Consider the following 16439-nt stretch of genomic DNA (forward strand, 5'->3'; position numbering starts at 1 on the left):
CATTCGTCCATTTATGCTAAGATAGCCGTTTTTCATTTTAGAGACCTTTGTACGAGCCAGGGGCGAGAGAAAAACGCGATAGAATTCTTTAGATTTAGTCTAAAAAATACGCATAATAGCCAAAGCTATTGGGCGTATTTTTTAGGCTGAAGATTGAGGATTATAGCCGTATTTATCCGCTCATTGGTTCGTACAACGGTCTCATTAACAGGACTTTTAATATGTCTAATAACTATACGTCTTCTGCTGACATTGTCAGTTACGGAATTGGTCGTCAAATGGGTGATCAATTAGCTTCTGACCCTTTTGAGGGTGTTAACGCTGAAGCGGTTGCCGCTGGTGTTCTTGATGCTCTTTCTGGTGTTGCTAGCCCAATTGATGATGCTGGCTTTGCGAAAGCGTTTCAAGAAATTAACGATATTATGCAAGTAAAACAAGCTGAAAAAGCTCAAGCTGCAGCGGCTGAAGGCGAAGCTTTTTTAGCTGAAAATGCTAAAAAAGAAGGTGTTTTTGTAACTGAATCAGGCTTGCAGTATGAGATTCTTACTGAAGGGTCTGGCGAGAAACCAAGTGCTGAATCAACGGTTTCAACTCACTATCACGGTACGTTAATTGATGGTACGGTATTTGATAGTTCAGTAGAACGTGGCCAGCCTGCTGAGTTCCCTGTTAACCGTGTTATTGCGGGTTGGACAGAAGCTTTACAGTTAATGCCTACAGGTTCTAAGTGGCGTTTATATGTTCCTCAAGAATTAGCCTATGGTGCTCAAGGTTCTGGTGGAAAGATCGCTCCTTACTCAACTTTAGTATTTGATGTAGAGTTGTTAGATATTGTTGCTTAGTTAATAATTAGCACAATCTACTCATACTATTTAGTTAGGCAAAGCAACCTGCTTTGCCTAGTATTAAACTTAATTTACACATCTTAATTTAATCATCTTAATTTAATCATCTTAATTTAATCATCTTAATTTAATCATCTTAATTTAATCATCTTAATTTAATCAGCTTCGCCTACATTCCAACCTACAACATCAGCTATTAAAACCAAACGATTCTCTCTGTATTTATTCAATTGATAAAATCATTTTCTCTTTTACCAGGCCTGGTAATATAACTAACACGATAACTAGCATGTTATGTTTTTGGTTTTATGTTACTTAAAGGATTAACAAGATGACTGTGTTTAAAAAGGTTTCCTTTCGCTCAATTTTGGTTTTACCAGGCCTGGTAATTTCGCTTTTGTTTTCGAGTCTGTTTTCGGTCAATGCTTACAGCGATACAAGCGTATTACCAATTGCTACCAATTTACAAGAGCTGGGGAAAAAGGCGATTAAACAAAATATTCCAATTGCCATCTTGTTCTCAGCCAAAGGTTTAAAATCAACTCAAAATTTAAAAGATGAAGCAATTGTACCTACGTTGTATTCTGGTGCTTTAGATGGCTTTGTTTTAATGACTGAAATTAATGTAAATGTGGATGAAACCACCGTTGATTTTTATGGCGATAAATTGCCAAATAAAGAATTTAAAGATTTATACAATCTAACCAGTTTGCCGGTGGTGATTTTTGTAAATGGCGAAGGTGAAGTCATTACTGACCAACTGCTTTCTGGAGCTTATGACTTTTATCCGTATTATTTAAAACAGTCTATTAATAAGGCATTAAAAGCATTAAACAATACCAAACAGATTCCTAATTAACGGTAATTAAGCAATTTACCGCACCCCGCAAGAGGGTATAAAGGCCTAGTATGGCCTATGCTGAATGTAATTTGTTCATAGAGTAAATTATTTGAATAACGCTAATCTTGTTTATTATTCTATTGTCATATCATCTAAAAACGGAAACTGCTGGCGAACGAGATTAGTTTGACTAATATCAATACTAGCAGTCATCGTCTTATCCATTTCGCCCCCATAAGCTATTACCTCTCCCAAGGGTGAAACAACCATTGAACCGCCAATATAGTCTAAGCCATTACCATCTTGACCAATGCGGTTTACGCCAACCATAAAACATTGGTTTTCTATAGCTCTGGCCTTAAGTAAGGCCTCCCAATGCGTTTGCCGAGAAGCTGGCCAGTTAGCAATCACAATTATGCCTTTGACTTGTTTGGCGACTTGCCTAAATAGCTCAGGAAAACGTAAGTCATAACAGATTAACACAGCAAAAGGTTGACCTTTAATATCAACAATCACAGGCTGATGACCTTCAGAATAGGTTTGTTGTTCATGGGCGTAACTAAACAATTTTTGTTTTGTATAAGCACCAATTTGTTGCCCGTTAGAATCAAATACCAAGGCACGGTTATAAAACTTGGTTTCTTGTCCATGGCAGGTTGTACGCACTTGTTTTTGTGCGACACCGGCAACAATCGCAACAGAATACTTTATTGCCAGGCCTGCTAAAATTTGGCTCACTTCTCCATCAATCGATTCTGCAAACCGTTCTGGTTGCATTGAAAAACCGCCATGAAACAGCTCTGGCAGTATTACCAAATCTATTTTCAATGATGTTTTTTTAGGTGAGGTTTGTAGCGAGCTATTTAAATTAGCTTCAAAATTTTCTTGAAGCAAACGTAAATTAGCCTGGTTGTCTTGCCAGATTGGCGACCATTGAATACTAAGAATATTCATTATTAATCTGAAAGATAATATTCAACAGTAGAGACTACTCGCACTTTTTTTATTTGCGGGTTATTTTTATCTCTTGAACTAATGGTAAATTGTCCTTGTGAAGCTTTTTTGATTTTTCCTAGCTGACTGTTAGAGTCGGTTGCAAATTTTTCTGCGACTTCTCTAGCTTTTCGGGTAGCTTCTTCAATCATTTGCGGTTTAACCTCATTTAAGCGTGTAAACAAATACTCGGTTTGTGTTTGATAGCCACTGCCCGTTAGCACAATGCCTTGTTTACCCAGTTCTGATAACTTACTTTTAACCGCCAAAACATCATCTATATTTTTGGAATATACGGTTACTATTTGAGAACCAGAATAACGGTATTCTGGCTTTATCGCATTACTATACTGCTCTGCGGTTTTATCGTTAATGGAGGGTGATGCAAAAGAGATTTCACTTGCTTTTATGCCATTCTTTTCAAGAAAGACTTTTATTTTTTGATTGTTTTCATCAATTTTGCCATAGAGATCTTCCACATTATTGCTGGCAACCACAAACCTTATAGGCCAAATCACAATATCGGCTTTAAACTCTTGCTCAGACAATCCTTTTACCGTTACCGTTCTATCTAGCTGCTTATATTTCAAAGCCGAATTGCCTAATAAATAGCCTAAAGAACTTAAGCCTAAAAAGATAAAAAAACCTAACAGCAACGCACTTACTTTATTGTTAACTTGCATATCAATCTCTTTTAAATCATCGATTATTCAATACTACCGTAAATGTGATTATTCTTAAACAACAACTGTTATCGAAATTAAAGACTATTAACCCTCCACTAAATTTACATTGATTTTATGCTATCGGTTCTGCCACATGAGCATCTAAAAAGTTGATCTAAATTAAGGTTTTCTACAATCACCAAAAAATTCACCCTAACAGGCTATACAGGAGAATTACTTATCTAAATAGAATAACTGATGAGGATTGTATATTTTTTTGCAATTGAGATTAGAGAGAGGAAATATGAATATATTTACTAAAAAACCCATCGCAATTGCTGTAACGCTGGCTCTAGGATTAAGTGTTGCAGGTTGTTTTAATAGTGGCGATAGTTCTAGTAGTGAAACAGCATTAACGGGTACGTTTGTTGACTCAGCTGTGGAAGGTTTAACTTACAAAGGGCGTTTTAACGGCAAAACTGATTCAGCTGGTCACTATCAGTTTGCTAATGGTCAAAACGTGGTTTTCTATTTAGGTGATCGTATCCGACTAGGTCAATTACTTGGTTCAGTAGATGAAGTTACACCAAAAGATTTTTTTGGGCCTGATGCTACCCTTGACCAGCGCGTTTTAAATATTTTGGTTTTATTACAATCATTGGATAGCGACGGCGTTGCTTCTAACGGTATAACCATTACAGAAGAAGCTATTATCGCTTTAGAGCAAGCCATGACGGATGCTGGTATTAATTTGGATGAAATCGATTTTTCAGCCATGACGCCAGCCGAAGCGGAAACCTTTGCAGCACAATTAGCCACAATACTACAAGCCGTTGTTGATGCAACAGATTCACCAGATGACCACGTTGTAACTGACCAAGAAGCTGAATATCATTTTGATTCAGCCATCAGTGGTGACATTACCGTACACAAGAATATCTCTAGAACCCCTGCAATGGGTAGCGGTGGTCACAGTATTGCCAGTATGATGTTGCATACCACGCAAACGACTGCGTCTGGTACTGTGGATGACACTGCACCCGCTGTAAGACCTTTGTTAGTGAGCTACACTGACACGATGACAGGTAGTTTTTTAATGGGGACAGGTAGTTCTGAACTCCCAGACATAGAACACTTTGCCGATACCTTTGTGGCCCTATCCCTTGATAAGGGTGCTACCTGGAAGCCAGTTAATATTTCAAATACGGCAGAAAATTCATCTATTGAAGTGGATTATTACGGTACTGGTGAAAAACTCCCATACTATGGTCACTCATTCCACCCTGCAATGAAAACCGAAGGCAACAAAGTATTGGTAGCTTGGAATGATAAGTTTTGCCCAAGCGGTAACCCATCAAACCTTGAACAGGTTATCGTAGATGGTAAAACCACTTATCCAGACGACTTATATTTAGTGAATGGTCCTCAAGGCACTATCAATTATGAAGGGATTGAAGAATATGCAGGTGAAACTGTAGAAGCACATGAAGTGCCGTTTAGCTGCATTTGGGTGGCTCGTGGTGTGTTTAATGAAACAGATCACGATATTGACTGGTTTGCTCCTGAGCAATTAACTTCTGGTCGTCGTGACTCAAATAAAGTGACGATTGCTTCTGATACCACTGGCTTTGTAGTGTCTTGGCAAGAAGACCCTGAAGGTTTACGCCCAGGTAGTGGTTCTGGCCCTGGTGAAGGATGGAGTGGTGCAACCACAAATCATAAAACCGATATTTGGTATAGCTACATCACTATGGATAAATTTGATGTTGCCGATCCTGATGCAGTAATTGGTGGCTCACCAGATACCGATAATGAAACACTTAAACCAAAAGCACTGTATAGCTTGGCAACTCCAGTACCAATCAGTGATAACGCGGTTTGTTTACAAGAGAACGTAGACAATGGCACAGGTGCTCAATATTGTGCAAATCTTTGTGCAGACAATGGTACCTTTACAGCAACTGGTGACGAAGACCCACGCGATAATGGCAAATGCTTTAGTAACTACGATGATCCAATCAGAGCGATTTACAACGATACGCCTGATATTGTAGAAAAACAGCTGTTAAATGGTGATACAGGAGCTTCACGACCAATTATTGGCTTGTTTGGCAATAAAGTTATCTTAGGTTATGAAGAAACTAAAGGTGAAGCGACCAGCTTACCAGGGGTTCCAAATAGTGAAACCTTAGATACCATTCCAGTTCAAGACCAAGGTAAAATCGCGTATGTGCACTCTTTTGACATGACGGCTCCTACTCCGATTGCTCCTGGAACGATTGTTAATGAACTTAGACCTAATGAAGAAGATGGTACACCTGTGCTTGAAAACGTTAGACGTTTAACATTGATTACTCAAGTTGATTCTAAAGATGTTCTAGGTACGGATGGTCAAGGAGCTGGTGCTATAGCTCCGAATGCTCATTTATGGGGAATTCTATATAAATCTGGAATTGAAACCCAAGGTGCCTCTTCTGACATGTATTTACGTCTAGCCAAAGGTGGTTACGATGTATCGAACTTAAATACCAAAGAAGATATGGCAGCGATTATGGGCACAGAAACCTGGCCTTCTAATAGCTGGAACTTAAGTTCACATGTGGCTGTGGATGATGAGGGAACAGTGGGGTCTTGGACTGAAGCTAACTTAGATGATGCAACTTGGGAAAACAATTGGGAGAACACTTTCTCTCCACGTGGTTTCTTAAGTGGCAACACCATCTTTATTGGTTATGAATATACTCCATCATGGCGTTTAACAGGGGTTGGGCACTTGTCTAACAACTTTACGGTAACTCGTTCTGATAATAATGGTACAAACTGGACAACTCCATATAATGTATCAAACATTACCAATAACATCATTTCAACATTGGATCCAAGATTGATTCCAACCTCTGAAGCGATTCCAGGGTTAGAAACAAGAGATCCAAATACCGTGTTTATTACCTACGGTACAGTCGAAATGGGAACAGGTATAGAGGAAGATTTATTCTTAACTCGCTCGACCGATGGTGGTGACACCTGGGAAAAAGTACCATCAAATCCTGAAGCCTCAGTACCTGTTGATGACATGAATGAAGCAATTACAAAGACCGTTGCGGAAGAAAAAGAGGTGCAAAACATCGCTTCTCCTGATGGTAAAACGCTTTATTCTATCTGGTTACAAGAACTAGACCCAGCTGAGGCACCAGATAGTGCTGCTGACTATCTATTAGGTAGTGACATTTGGGCACAGCGTAAAGATTATGATGTTGAGGAAGAGGTACTACCTCAATAACCTCAATTAAAACAACGTGAACTTAAATAGGTTAACTTACAGTTAAGGCAAAACAATGCCTGGTGATTGAAAGTTAACCCCAACCAAAGCCCCTACTCTAGGGGCTTTTTTATTATTTATTTTTTATTCATTAACACTCTTTTTAGTTAATTACAGAAATCATCAACTCCCACCATTTCTCTTTTAACACTTTAAAATCAATAAGTTAATTCTAGAAAACCCCATATTTTATAAAAAAATAATAAAAATATACTCAAATTAATTTGACATGTAATAATTTTACATTTATAGTGTAAATCAAGATATGTAACTTATTTACATTTAATGAAAATCCTTAAATTAGTTGCAATGTTTACAGGCTACTTATCTATTTAATTGTGATGCAAGACTCTTGTAAAAGATGGCCAAAAGCCCTCTCTTCTATAATGAGTAGAATCACATTTCTTTTAACAGTTAATCACTTAATAAATAAAACAATTTAGTAAGGAAAGAATATGAAAAAGATTATTTTTGCAGCACTTTTAACGTTTGGTATCGCCTCAACAGCGTCTGCACACCATATGTCAGCAAACCCTGATGCTGGTGTGAATATTCCAGATACATCACCACATTTAGATATGGTTTTTTAAAAATCCAAAAGATTACATTTAAGAAACAAGCTAAAACAGAATTAAAAAGGTAAATATCATGAAAAAGATTATTTTTGCAGCACTATTAACTTTTGGTTTCGCTTCAACAGCGTCTGCACACCACATGGCTGAATATGAAGATGCAGGTATCTATATTCCAGATACATCACCACATTTAGATATGGTTTTTTAAATAGATTCAAAAGATTGAATTTAAGAAACAAAACAGAATAAAAGAAAAGGTAAATATCATGAAAAAGATTTTCTTAGCAACACTATTAACTTTTGGTATCGCTTCAACAGCGTCTGCACACCATATGGCTGAATATGAAGATGCAGGTATCTATATCCCAGATACATCACCACATTTAGATATGGTTTTTTAAATAGATTCAAAAGATTGAATTTAAGAAACAAGACAGAATAAAAGAAAAGGTAAATATCATGAAAAAGATTATTTTTGCAGCACTATTAACTTTTGGTATCGTATCAACTGCTTCTGCACACCATATGTCAGCAAACCCTGATGCTGGTGTGAATATTCCAGATTGGTCACCACATTTAGAAATGGTCTTTTAAATAAGAGTGTTTCACAAAAGTTTGCATCTTTATTGACAGAAGTTACTCTCTAACCTCTCCTCTAAGCTTCTGTTAATTAAGATACAAAAAAGCCCGCTATTTATAGATTAAATAGCGGGCTTCTCTGTTTTAAAAAGACTAAATGAAAATACGACAAAATATCGTTTAACTTCAGCAAACTAAAAATTCAAAAAATTGTACTTCTAAACTTGAGTTGCTAAATAAGATTCATAGTCTCCTCTAAAGTCTTCAATACCGTCTTCTTTCATTATCAATAAACGTGTGGCGATGGATGAAACAAACTCTCGGTCATGTGAGACAAAGATAATGGTACCTGGAAAGTTTTCCATCGCTAAATTGAGTGATTCAATTGATTCCATATCTAAGTGGTTGGTTGGCTCATCCATAATCAGTACATTTGGCTTTTGTAACATTAACTTACCAAATAACATGCGGCCTTGTTCACCACCAGAAAGCACTTTAACAGACTTATCAATCTCTTTCTGCGAGAACAATAAACGCCCTAAAACGGCACGCAGAGCTTGTTCATCATCGCCCTCTTGTTTCCACTGAGCCATCCAATCTAGCAACGTTAAATCTTCTTCGAAATCACTTGCATGATCCTGAGCGTAATAGCCAATCTTTACATTTTCAGACCATTTAACCGCTCCAGAGGTGAGCTCGGTATCGCCAACCAAACATTTTAGAAAAGTGGTTTTACCTGCACCGTTGGCACCAAGCACCGCTAAACGCTCTTCTACTTCTAACATTAGGTTTAGGTCTTTAAAGACTTCATTGACTTCGCCATCGTTATTGTATGTTTTACCAAGTTTTTCAACTTCTAATGCTAAACGGAACAATTTTTTGTCTTGTTCAAAACGAATAAACGGGTTCACACGGCTAGAGGCTTTAACTTCAGTTAATTCAATCTTATCAATTAACTTAGCACGTGAAGTGGCCTGTTTAGCTTTTGATGCATTTGCTGAGAAACGGCTAACAAAAGTTTTAAGCTCGGCAATCTGTGCTTGTTTTTTAGCATTATCAGATAATAGTTGTTCACGAGCCATTGTTGCAGCAGTCATATACTCATCGTAATTACCAGGGTAAAGTCGTAACTCACCATAGTCTAAATCAGCCATGTGTGTGCAAACACTGTTTAGAAAATGTCTATCATGCGAGATGATAATCATTGTGCTTTTACGTTCATTCAACACCGTTTCTAACCAACGAATCGTGTTGATATCCAAGTTGTTGGTTGGCTCATCAAGTAACAGAATGTCTGGATCAGAAAATAAGGCTTGGGCCAACAGCACACGTAACTTCCAACCTGGGGCAACTTCACTCATTGGACCAAAATGCAGTTCTACTGGAATTTCTAAACCTAGTAGTAATTCTCCAGCACGAGATTCTGCGGTATATCCGTCCATCTCACCAAACTTAACTTCTAAGTCTGCAACTAACATACCTTCTGTTTCAGTCATTGCAGGCAGGCTATAGATACGATCACGCTCACGCTTTACTTCCCAAAGTTCTGGCTGCCCCATAATAACGGTATCGACAACACTAAACTCTTCATAAGCAAATTGGTCCTGCTTAAGTTTACCAACACGTTCATTCTCATCGATGCTTACTGTGCCAGACGTTTGCTCTAAATCGCCCCCAAGAATCTTCATAAAGGTTGATTTACCACAACCATTAGCTCCAATTAAACCGTAACGGTTTCCGTTACCGAATTTAACTGAGATATCTTCAAAAAGAGGTTTTTCACCAAACTGCATGGTGATATTTGCTGTAGAAATCAAAATGTTGTCCTTAATTGTGTATTTGCTATGAAAGAGAGGAAATGCTATCAATATTTGTTGATGCATCTATAAAAGCCATAGCTCTAAAAATTTGGCGTTATTGTGCCATAAAATCATCTGATTTTTCTGAATATATACATTAAGTTAATGATTAATTTATAAAATATAGTCTATCTGTGTATATTTACTTAATAAACAAAAAAACCAATTTACCAGGCCTGGTAAATTGGGTTTACATCAAATGAATGATTTAAATTGAATAGATTAAAGAGTTTAAATCACTTCGCTTAATAACGCATTCATACGTTTAATAAACTCGGCTGGCTCTTCAAGCTGATCACCTTCTGCCAATTGAGCTTGCTCTAGTAAAAACAATGACCACTCTTTTAATTTGGCTTCATCATCAATACTTTCAAGCTTTTTAACTAATGCGTGATCTGGGTTTAATTCTAAAACAGGGTTTTGTTTTGGAATTTCTTGTCCCATTTGAGCCATCATACGAGCCATATGAGCAGACATATCACCTTCTGCACTCACAACACAAGCTGGAGAATCTGTTAAACGATGCGTAATGCGAACATCAGAAACTTTATCTTCAATCACTTTTTTAACTTTTTCAGTTAAAGCTTCACGCGCTTGTTTTTCATCTTCAGAAATATCTTTATCCGCTTCGTCTTCAAACTCTTTTAAGTCTGCAGAGGTAATTGATTTAAGTTGTTTGCCATCAAATTCAGTAAGGTGCGACACCAACCACTCATCAATACGATCTGAAAGTAGCAGTACTTCAATGCCTTTTTTACGGAACATTTCTAGGTGTGGGCTACCTTTTGCCGCCGCATGCGTATCTGCAACAATAAAGTAAATCGCTTCTTGGCCTTCTTGCATACGATCAACATAGCTTTCTAATGAAACACGCTGTTCTGCTGAAGAGTTATTTTCTGTTGAGGCAAAACGTAGTAATTTGGCAATTTTATCTTTATTGGCAAAATCTTCTACCACACCTTCTTTCATCACTTGACCAAACTGATCCCAGAAACCGTTGTACTCTTCTTGCTCTTCCGCTTTGGCCATTTTAGCTAGTTGGTCTAATACACGTTTAACCGAAGCTGAACGAATCTTATCAACCACTTTATTGCTCTGTAAAATTTCACGAGAAACGTTAAGCGGTAGATCTGCTGAGTCAATTACCCCACGTACAAAACGTAGGTAAGTAGGCATTAGGTGTTCTGCGTCATCCATAATGAATACACGCTTAACATACAACTTAAGGCCATAACGACGTTCACGGTCGTATAAATCAAATGGTGCATTTTTAGGAATATACAACAAAGAAGTGTACTCTAAAGTACCTTCTACTTTGTTATGCATATGTGCTAAAGGCTCATTAAAGTCATGTGAGATAGTTTGATAGAAGTTTTTGTAATCTTCATCAGATAACTCAGACTTTGGTTGAGTCCAGATAGCAGTAGCCTTGTTGATTTGCTCAAACTCACCCGTTGCTTTAGATTCTTTGGCTTCTTCATCCCACTCTGATTTTTCCATTTTAATTGGAAAGTTAATATGATCAGAATAGGTAGTAATAATGGTTTTTAGACGGTGTTCATCTAGAAATTCATCCATATCTTCTTTTAAATGAAGAGTGATGACAGTACCTTTTTGGGCTTTTTCAACAGTCTCTAAAGTAAATTCGCCTTCACCTTTAGATACCCATTTGGTTCCTTCAGCGGCATCTGTACCAGCTTTACGGGTAACTAAAGACACTTCATCCGCAACAATAAATGATGAGTAGAAACCTACACCAAATTGACCGATTAAGTTTGAATCTTTAGCTTGGTCACCTGTCATGGATTCTAGGAATTTTTTTGTACCTGAATTGGCAATGGTACCAATGTTTGCAATCACTTCATCACGAGTCATACCAATACCGTTATCGGTAATCGTGATTGTACGAGCTTCTTTATTAAACTCTAGCTTAACCGCTAACTCTTCTTCACCTTCTGTTAAGGCGTCATTTGAAACCGCTTCAAAACGTAACTTATCTAATGCATCCGATGCGTTAGAAACAAGCTCTCTCACAAAAATTTCTTTGTTTGAATACAGGGCGTGAATCATTAACTTTAAAAGTTGGTTTACTTCGGTTTGAAACGCGTGAGTCTCTGTTGCACTCATTAATACATCTCCTAATTTGATTTGAGGTTTTTAAATTGGTTATAAAAACATGACTCATTCATAGTGCTTAAAAAACCGTTTTCAAGCCTTAAAAACAAAAAAAGCACAGAAAAATCTGTGCTTTTTTTATTTAAAGAGTAACAGATTTACTTTATAACAAACTGTCTGACTCTTTTTCTATCTTTTTATTTTCAGCTACCGCAGTCAACGCCTCTTTAATATCATCTGGAGCACCGGATATACTCATAAAACTACCATCACCCATCATAGAAAGACTTGGCCAGTTGATGGCAATTCTAAACTTACCGTTTAATGCAATCACCTCGTCACCGACTACCAATACTTCATAAGGAAAATGAGCCGCATGAGAGTGTCCAGTAAGATCAATCTTCTTAGAGATATTTTTATCTGCTGATTCTTTATAGTTTAAGGCTACACCAAAAACCGTAACCTCTTTACCTGGGATATCAATACGATAAACTTTTTTACTGCCTGCTTGTTTGGCTTTTAAACCAGCTTCAACTGCAGAAACGGCTTCTTTATAAGAATCATATTCCGCTAATTCATCTTCGTCATCAAAATACGGCATCATCATTTTATAATGGTAATCACGTAATTCATCAGCTGATAAGCCTTTGTCAGCACCAAACTCAGACTGTTTACCAAGTGCTTTTTGCATAGCCGCTTGTATCGGTGCAATATCACCTTTCATTCTATAAATGTTCCATAGATAAGTTGGATTAGTATAACTAACCTCAATTTTTCCGCCCTTCTTCGTAACCGCAACACGTTCCATAGCACCAAACCCACCATGTTTAGACATAGCGGCTAATTTTTTAAGTTGATTATTTGTCACCACAATAATGGTTGCATCTTTAGTTGGTGAGTAAGTGCCTGCAACATTAAAGCCATTGTCTTTAAGAGCTTGCTGTACTTTTGCAGATGCAGAGGCAACGCTTGTTTCTGACGAGGCATTACCTAAAACAAATGGCATTAAGCCTGCGGCTAATGCATTAAGCGGAATAAATAAAAAACCAATTAACAGGCCTGCTAAGGAGATTTTTTGAGTGTATTTTGTATGTGCTAACTTCATTGTTGCCTCATATTTTGGTGACTAAGTATTTGTTTGAGACGCCATTATTATTAATAATACTTATAAATAGAATTCAATTATTTTTATCGGCAAATAAAACAATAAGATTTTGTCACTTCAAATTGAATTTTAGGCATAAAAAAACCCGCTAATGCGGGTTCTTTAAGTTTGAGGGTAAGTTTGAGATTGGGCTAAAAAAACTCTATCTCTTCTTCATCTTGCTCTTCTTGATGCATACGATTACGCATACGTTCTTTCATTATTTCAATGGCTTCTTCGGTTGGCACATGTTGATCAAAGATAAGTTCAAACAACTCTTCCTCTTCTCTCATGGTTGTACCTTTTCGTACGCTTGATTTAAATGCTTCCCATTCAGATTCACTTTTAACTTTCATCTCATGAGAAACAATTTCTGCCAGGCCTGTTAAACCGTGTGAAACATGTTCTAAACGTTGGCTAAGTTTATCGTAAAACTGAAAAGCAATAATGGCTTGTTGCATTTTTGCAGATAGTTCACTCGCTTCACTCAATAACAAATTTGTATGATTATCTACATCGCCAGTTTGTTCACTCATTTCAACAAGCTTACTACCAGCTTGTTGAATTTGTTGAATGTGTTGTGACATATAGGTAAATGAATCAATTAATGTATTTACCGAGTTATCACCTTCTGTAATGGATAGATCAATTTGAGCAATAGACAAATTTAAAACCAAAATGGTCTGTTGAACTTCTTTAGAACCCAACACATAATCTGCTTCTTGCTTTGCCATATTCATCTCTTCTCACTAAACCTTGAATGTTTTTATAATTTAAATCGGTCGTTTTATGAATTGCATTATGCAACATTCATATGAGCATTACCACCTTTATGCGAAGATACGGTTTCACTGACATCTAGGATTAATGAAACGGTACCGTCACCTAAAATAGTTGCCCCAGCAATACCTTCAATTTTCATAAAATTACTTTCTAAACTTTTAATAACTACTTGCTGTTGACCCAAAAGGTCATCCACAAATATACCAGCACGTTGTCCAGCATCTTCAACGACAACAAGCAGTCCATCTTCAAGGTCTTGGTGGGCATCTTTAATGCCCAATTTTTTGTGTAAACGAATAACGGGAATATAGCTATCACGTAATTTATACAATTCTGTTTCGCCAGCAATGCCTTTAACATGAGACTTATCAACCTGAATAGACTCTATAATTGAAATCAATGGGAACACATAGGTTTGACTTCCCACAGAACATAATTGACCGTCAAGAATTGCTAAGGTTAATGGTAAACGAATGGTAAAGACACTACCTACACCTGGCGTTGTTTTGACATCTACCGAACCACCTAAACCACGGATATTTCTTCTTACAACATCCATACCCACGCCGCGTCCAGAGATATCACTCACCACATCGGCGGTTGAGAAGCCTGCATGGAAGATTAAATCTACGATTTCATCCCTATTGAGATTATGATCTTCCTCAATGACACCTTTCTCAATGGCTTTGGCTTCAATACGTTTGTAATCAATACCTGCACCATCATCGGTAATCTGAATAAGAATATTACCACCTTGATGGAAAGCGGCCATTTTAACCGTCCCTTTTTCAGGTTTACCAGCCGCAACTCTCACTTCTGGGCTTTCAATACCATGGTCAATTGAGTTACGTACAATATGTACTAGCGGATCAGTTAACTGCTCAAGCATGGTTTTGTCTAACTCAGTACCTTCACCTTCCATAACCAATTCTATTTGTTTACCAAGCTTTTGACTTACATCATGCACAATTCTTGGCATACGATTAAAGGCAAAACTTACTGGTAACATACGAATATTCATAACCGATTCTTGCAACTCTCGAGTATGACGTTCTAAATGGGTTAAACCTTCTTTAAGTTTATCAACCCATTCCATGTTGGCTTCTTGAGAGTTATCTGAGCTTTGTTCAGCTTGCTCTCCAAACTGACTTAACATTGATTGAGTAATAACTAGCTCACCAACTAAGTTCACCATTTGGTCGATTTTAATTAAATCTACACGGATTGAACCTTCTTGTTTAGGTGCTTTTGTATCAGGTTTGGCTTTAGGCTTAGCCGCGGGTTTGACTTCAGCTTGAGCAACAGGAGCTTCAGGTGTGGCAGAAGTTGCCACTTCTTTGGCAGGGGCTACCTCTGCAACGGCTTCTGGTTGACTAGTGGTTGTTAATGCTTTCAATTTAATTTCTGCACCATCACCATCAATCCATTCAAAGACTTCTTTAATATCATCTTCATTAACTGAATCGCCAGTTAAAGTAAGCTCCCAGCTTAAATAAAGTGACTCTGGATCAAAGGTAGCGGCGTTTGGTAAGTTTTCCCAATTTGCTTTAACCTCTAATTTTCCAAGCGTTTCTAGCTCCCTGAAAATACGTAATGGTTCATTACCGGTTTGTAATAAATCTTTTTCTGGAATGATGTCAATAATCCAACCACTACCAGCGGCAGTTTGTTCTTCTGGCTGGGCACTTTCTGAGGATTTTTCAGCAATAGGTTCAACTTCTTCACCATTCAAGATCGCTTCTAAAACGCTCTGTACTTCACTGGCACGATCTTCATCAATAGGCTCATGATCTTGTAGTTTAGTTAACATATCTCGCAAAATATCAACAGCGGCTAACATCGCATCAATAGACTCCTGCGTAACATCTCTACGATTGTCACGCATCTCATCCAGTAATGTCTCTAAGACATGAGTAAACCCAGCAATTTCACTAAATCCAAAAGTTCCACTGCCGCCTTTAATTGAGTGAGCTGCTCGGAAGATTTCATTAATCTTTTCATTATCAGGCGTTCCTGGCGGCAGTTCTAATAAACCTGTCTCCATAACGTCCAAACCCTCAAAACTCTCTTCCAGGTAAGTTTGGCGAAAAGTTTCCATCATATCCATAGCAATTTCCTCAGAAAAGTTCTACATCGCCTTCAACAGGCTTAGATTCAATATTATTTATATAGCGACTTTCTTCATCAGCTAATGTCTGATTGTGCATCGCATTTAATCTTCTTACACGAACTCGTCCACTTAAAGGATAGTACAAGACTTTTCTTGGATAGATATCTCCAATGTCTTGTGATACCACCTTAAAGCCTTCAGTGTAAATATAATCAAATACAAAGCCAATATTGTACCAACCCACGTTAGTCATCGAACTCATGATTCGACCACCGCCAAAAATTTTAAATTCTAAACGCTCTCTTCTTGCTCCGGCACTTAACAAAGAATTGACTAAGTTTTCCATTGCAAAGTTGCCATACCGATTGGCATCTGACAACTCATTACCACTATTGGTATTTTTATTTACCGGGAGCATAAAGTGATTCATACCACCTACACCCGCAATAGGATCCCTAACACAAGCAGAAATACAAGAACCTAGAATTGTCTCAATTCGTTCGTTCTCTCTGGTCACGTAAAACTCACCAGGCAATATGTTAATGGTGTTTATGCCCTCTGCGGGGTCAACGTTTTTTTTCATATTTAAATTAAAATTTTTGGTGGCCTAG

The 16439-nt window shown here is 37.5% G+C and carries 15 protein-coding genes; 7 read left to right on the plus strand and 8 right to left on the minus strand.

Features of this window, described 5'->3' with window-relative positions; all coding sequences use genetic code 11:
* Window positions 1–221: 221 nt before the first annotated feature.
* Window positions 222–842, plus strand: coding sequence for a BamJ family beta-barrel-assembly machinery protein (locus ACORJQ_RS10815; protein WP_321324440.1), 621 nt, complete (start codon window positions 222–224; stop codon window positions 840–842).
* A gap of 334 nt (window positions 843–1176) precedes the next feature.
* Entirely contained in the window at window positions 1177–1704 is a 528-nt protein-coding gene (locus ACORJQ_RS10820) for a hypothetical protein (RefSeq protein ID WP_321324442.1), read from the plus strand.
* A 114-nt stretch (window positions 1705–1818) separates the two neighbouring features.
* On the opposite strand, the gene ACORJQ_RS10825 is transcribed toward ACORJQ_RS10820, so the two are convergent.
* Window positions 1819–2640: a nitrilase-related carbon-nitrogen hydrolase gene (locus tag ACORJQ_RS10825; RefSeq protein ID WP_321324443.1), complete on the minus strand. Its 822-nt coding sequence runs from the start codon at window positions 2638–2640 to the stop codon at window positions 1819–1821.
* A 2-nt stretch (window positions 2641–2642) separates the two neighbouring features.
* On the minus strand, window positions 2643–3362 hold the full coding sequence (locus ACORJQ_RS10830) for an SIMPL domain-containing protein (protein ID WP_321324445.1): 720 nt from the start codon (window positions 3360–3362) through the stop codon (window positions 2643–2645).
* 286 nt (window positions 3363–3648) lie between these two features.
* Between ACORJQ_RS10830 and ACORJQ_RS10835 the strand changes: the two genes are divergently transcribed.
* The 5 genes from ACORJQ_RS10835 (at window position 3649) to ACORJQ_RS10855 (ending at window position 7832) form a co-directional block, all read left to right on the plus strand.
* On the plus strand, window positions 3649–6624 hold the full coding sequence (locus ACORJQ_RS10835; protein WP_321324446.1) for a choice-of-anchor O protein: 2976 nt from the start codon (window positions 3649–3651) through the stop codon (window positions 6622–6624).
* Window positions 6625–7118: 494 nt separating this feature from the next.
* Window positions 7119–7253 (plus strand): SH3 domain-containing protein, encoded by a 135-nt coding sequence (locus ACORJQ_RS10840; RefSeq protein ID WP_321324448.1) that lies wholly within the window; start codon window positions 7119–7121, stop codon window positions 7251–7253.
* 58 nt (window positions 7254–7311) lie between these two features.
* Window positions 7312–7446 carry a hypothetical protein gene (locus ACORJQ_RS10845; RefSeq protein ID WP_321324451.1) on the plus strand — a complete coding sequence of 45 codons (135 nt, stop codon included), beginning with the start codon at window positions 7312–7314 and terminating at the stop codon, window positions 7444–7446.
* 58 nt (window positions 7447–7504) lie between these two features.
* Window positions 7505–7639, plus strand: a complete 135-nt coding sequence (locus tag ACORJQ_RS10850; RefSeq protein ID WP_321324453.1) for a hypothetical protein — start codon at window positions 7505–7507, stop codon at window positions 7637–7639.
* 58 nt (window positions 7640–7697) lie between these two features.
* The gene (locus tag ACORJQ_RS10855; RefSeq protein ID WP_321324455.1) at window positions 7698–7832 is read left to right on the plus strand and encodes a hypothetical protein; all 135 of its coding nucleotides are present in this window, start codon (window positions 7698–7700) and stop codon (window positions 7830–7832) included.
* A 203-nt stretch (window positions 7833–8035) separates the two neighbouring features.
* Here the strand turns inward: ACORJQ_RS10855 and ACORJQ_RS10860 are convergent, their stop codons facing one another.
* From ACORJQ_RS10860 to cheD, 6 genes are all read right to left on the minus strand, one after another.
* The gene (locus ACORJQ_RS10860) at window positions 8036–9634 is read right to left on the minus strand and encodes an ABC-F family ATPase (protein ID WP_321324457.1); all 1599 of its coding nucleotides are present in this window, start codon (window positions 9632–9634) and stop codon (window positions 8036–8038) included.
* A 273-nt stretch (window positions 9635–9907) separates the two neighbouring features.
* The gene (gene htpG / locus ACORJQ_RS10865; RefSeq protein WP_321324459.1) at window positions 9908–11803 is read right to left on the minus strand and encodes a molecular chaperone HtpG; all 1896 of its coding nucleotides are present in this window, start codon (window positions 11801–11803) and stop codon (window positions 9908–9910) included.
* A gap of 151 nt (window positions 11804–11954) precedes the next feature.
* The gene (locus tag ACORJQ_RS10870) at window positions 11955–12896 is read right to left on the minus strand and encodes a hypothetical protein (RefSeq protein WP_321324462.1); all 942 of its coding nucleotides are present in this window, start codon (window positions 12894–12896) and stop codon (window positions 11955–11957) included.
* A gap of 191 nt (window positions 12897–13087) precedes the next feature.
* Window positions 13088–13669: a hypothetical protein gene (locus tag ACORJQ_RS10875; protein ID WP_321324464.1), complete on the minus strand. Its 582-nt coding sequence runs from the start codon at window positions 13667–13669 to the stop codon at window positions 13088–13090.
* 65 nt (window positions 13670–13734) lie between these two features.
* Window positions 13735–15825, minus strand: a complete 2091-nt coding sequence (locus ACORJQ_RS10880; RefSeq protein ID WP_321324465.1) for a chemotaxis protein CheA — start codon at window positions 15823–15825, stop codon at window positions 13735–13737.
* Window positions 15826–15835: 10 nt separating this feature from the next.
* On the minus strand, window positions 15836–16411 hold the full coding sequence (gene cheD, locus ACORJQ_RS10885) for a chemoreceptor glutamine deamidase CheD (RefSeq protein WP_321324467.1): 576 nt from the start codon (window positions 16409–16411) through the stop codon (window positions 15836–15838).
* Between the last annotated feature and the right edge of the window lie 28 nt (window positions 16412–16439).

The organism is Thiomicrorhabdus sp. (assembly GCF_963662555.1).
Lineage (GTDB): Bacteria > Pseudomonadota > Gammaproteobacteria > Thiomicrospirales > Thiomicrospiraceae > Thiomicrorhabdus.

Bases quoted from the DNA above. Each gene is read 5' to 3' on its own strand.
- ACORJQ_RS10815 (WP_321324440.1), top strand. From the start codon at position 222: ATGTCTAATAACTATACGTCTTCTGCTGACATTGTCAGTTACGGAATT.
- ACORJQ_RS10820 (WP_321324442.1), top strand. From the start codon at position 1,177: ATGACTGTGTTTAAAAAGGTTTCCTTTCGCTCAATTTTGGTTTTACCA.
- ACORJQ_RS10825 (WP_321324443.1), bottom strand. From the start codon at position 2,640: ATGAATATTCTTAGTATTCAATGGTCGCCAATCTGGCAAGACAACCAG.
- ACORJQ_RS10830 (WP_321324445.1), bottom strand. From the start codon at position 3,362: ATGCAAGTTAACAATAAAGTAAGTGCGTTGCTGTTAGGTTTTTTTATC.
- ACORJQ_RS10835 (WP_321324446.1), top strand. From the start codon at position 3,649: ATGAATATATTTACTAAAAAACCCATCGCAATTGCTGTAACGCTGGCT.
- ACORJQ_RS10840 (WP_321324448.1), top strand. From the start codon at position 7,119: ATGAAAAAGATTATTTTTGCAGCACTTTTAACGTTTGGTATCGCCTCA.
- ACORJQ_RS10845 (WP_321324451.1), top strand. From the start codon at position 7,312: ATGAAAAAGATTATTTTTGCAGCACTATTAACTTTTGGTTTCGCTTCA.
- ACORJQ_RS10850 (WP_321324453.1), top strand. From the start codon at position 7,505: ATGAAAAAGATTTTCTTAGCAACACTATTAACTTTTGGTATCGCTTCA.
- ACORJQ_RS10855 (WP_321324455.1), top strand. From the start codon at position 7,698: ATGAAAAAGATTATTTTTGCAGCACTATTAACTTTTGGTATCGTATCA.
- htpG (WP_321324459.1), bottom strand. From the start codon at position 11,803: ATGAGTGCAACAGAGACTCACGCGTTTCAAACCGAAGTAAACCAACTT.
- ACORJQ_RS10870 (WP_321324462.1), bottom strand. From the start codon at position 12,896: ATGAAGTTAGCACATACAAAATACACTCAAAAAATCTCCTTAGCAGGC.
- ACORJQ_RS10875 (WP_321324464.1), bottom strand. From the start codon at position 13,669: ATGGCAAAGCAAGAAGCAGATTATGTGTTGGGTTCTAAAGAAGTTCAA.
- ACORJQ_RS10880 (WP_321324465.1), bottom strand. From the start codon at position 15,825: ATGGATATGATGGAAACTTTTCGCCAAACTTACCTGGAAGAGAGTTTT.
- cheD (WP_321324467.1), bottom strand. From the start codon at position 16,411: ATGAAAAAAAACGTTGACCCCGCAGAGGGCATAAACACCATTAACATA.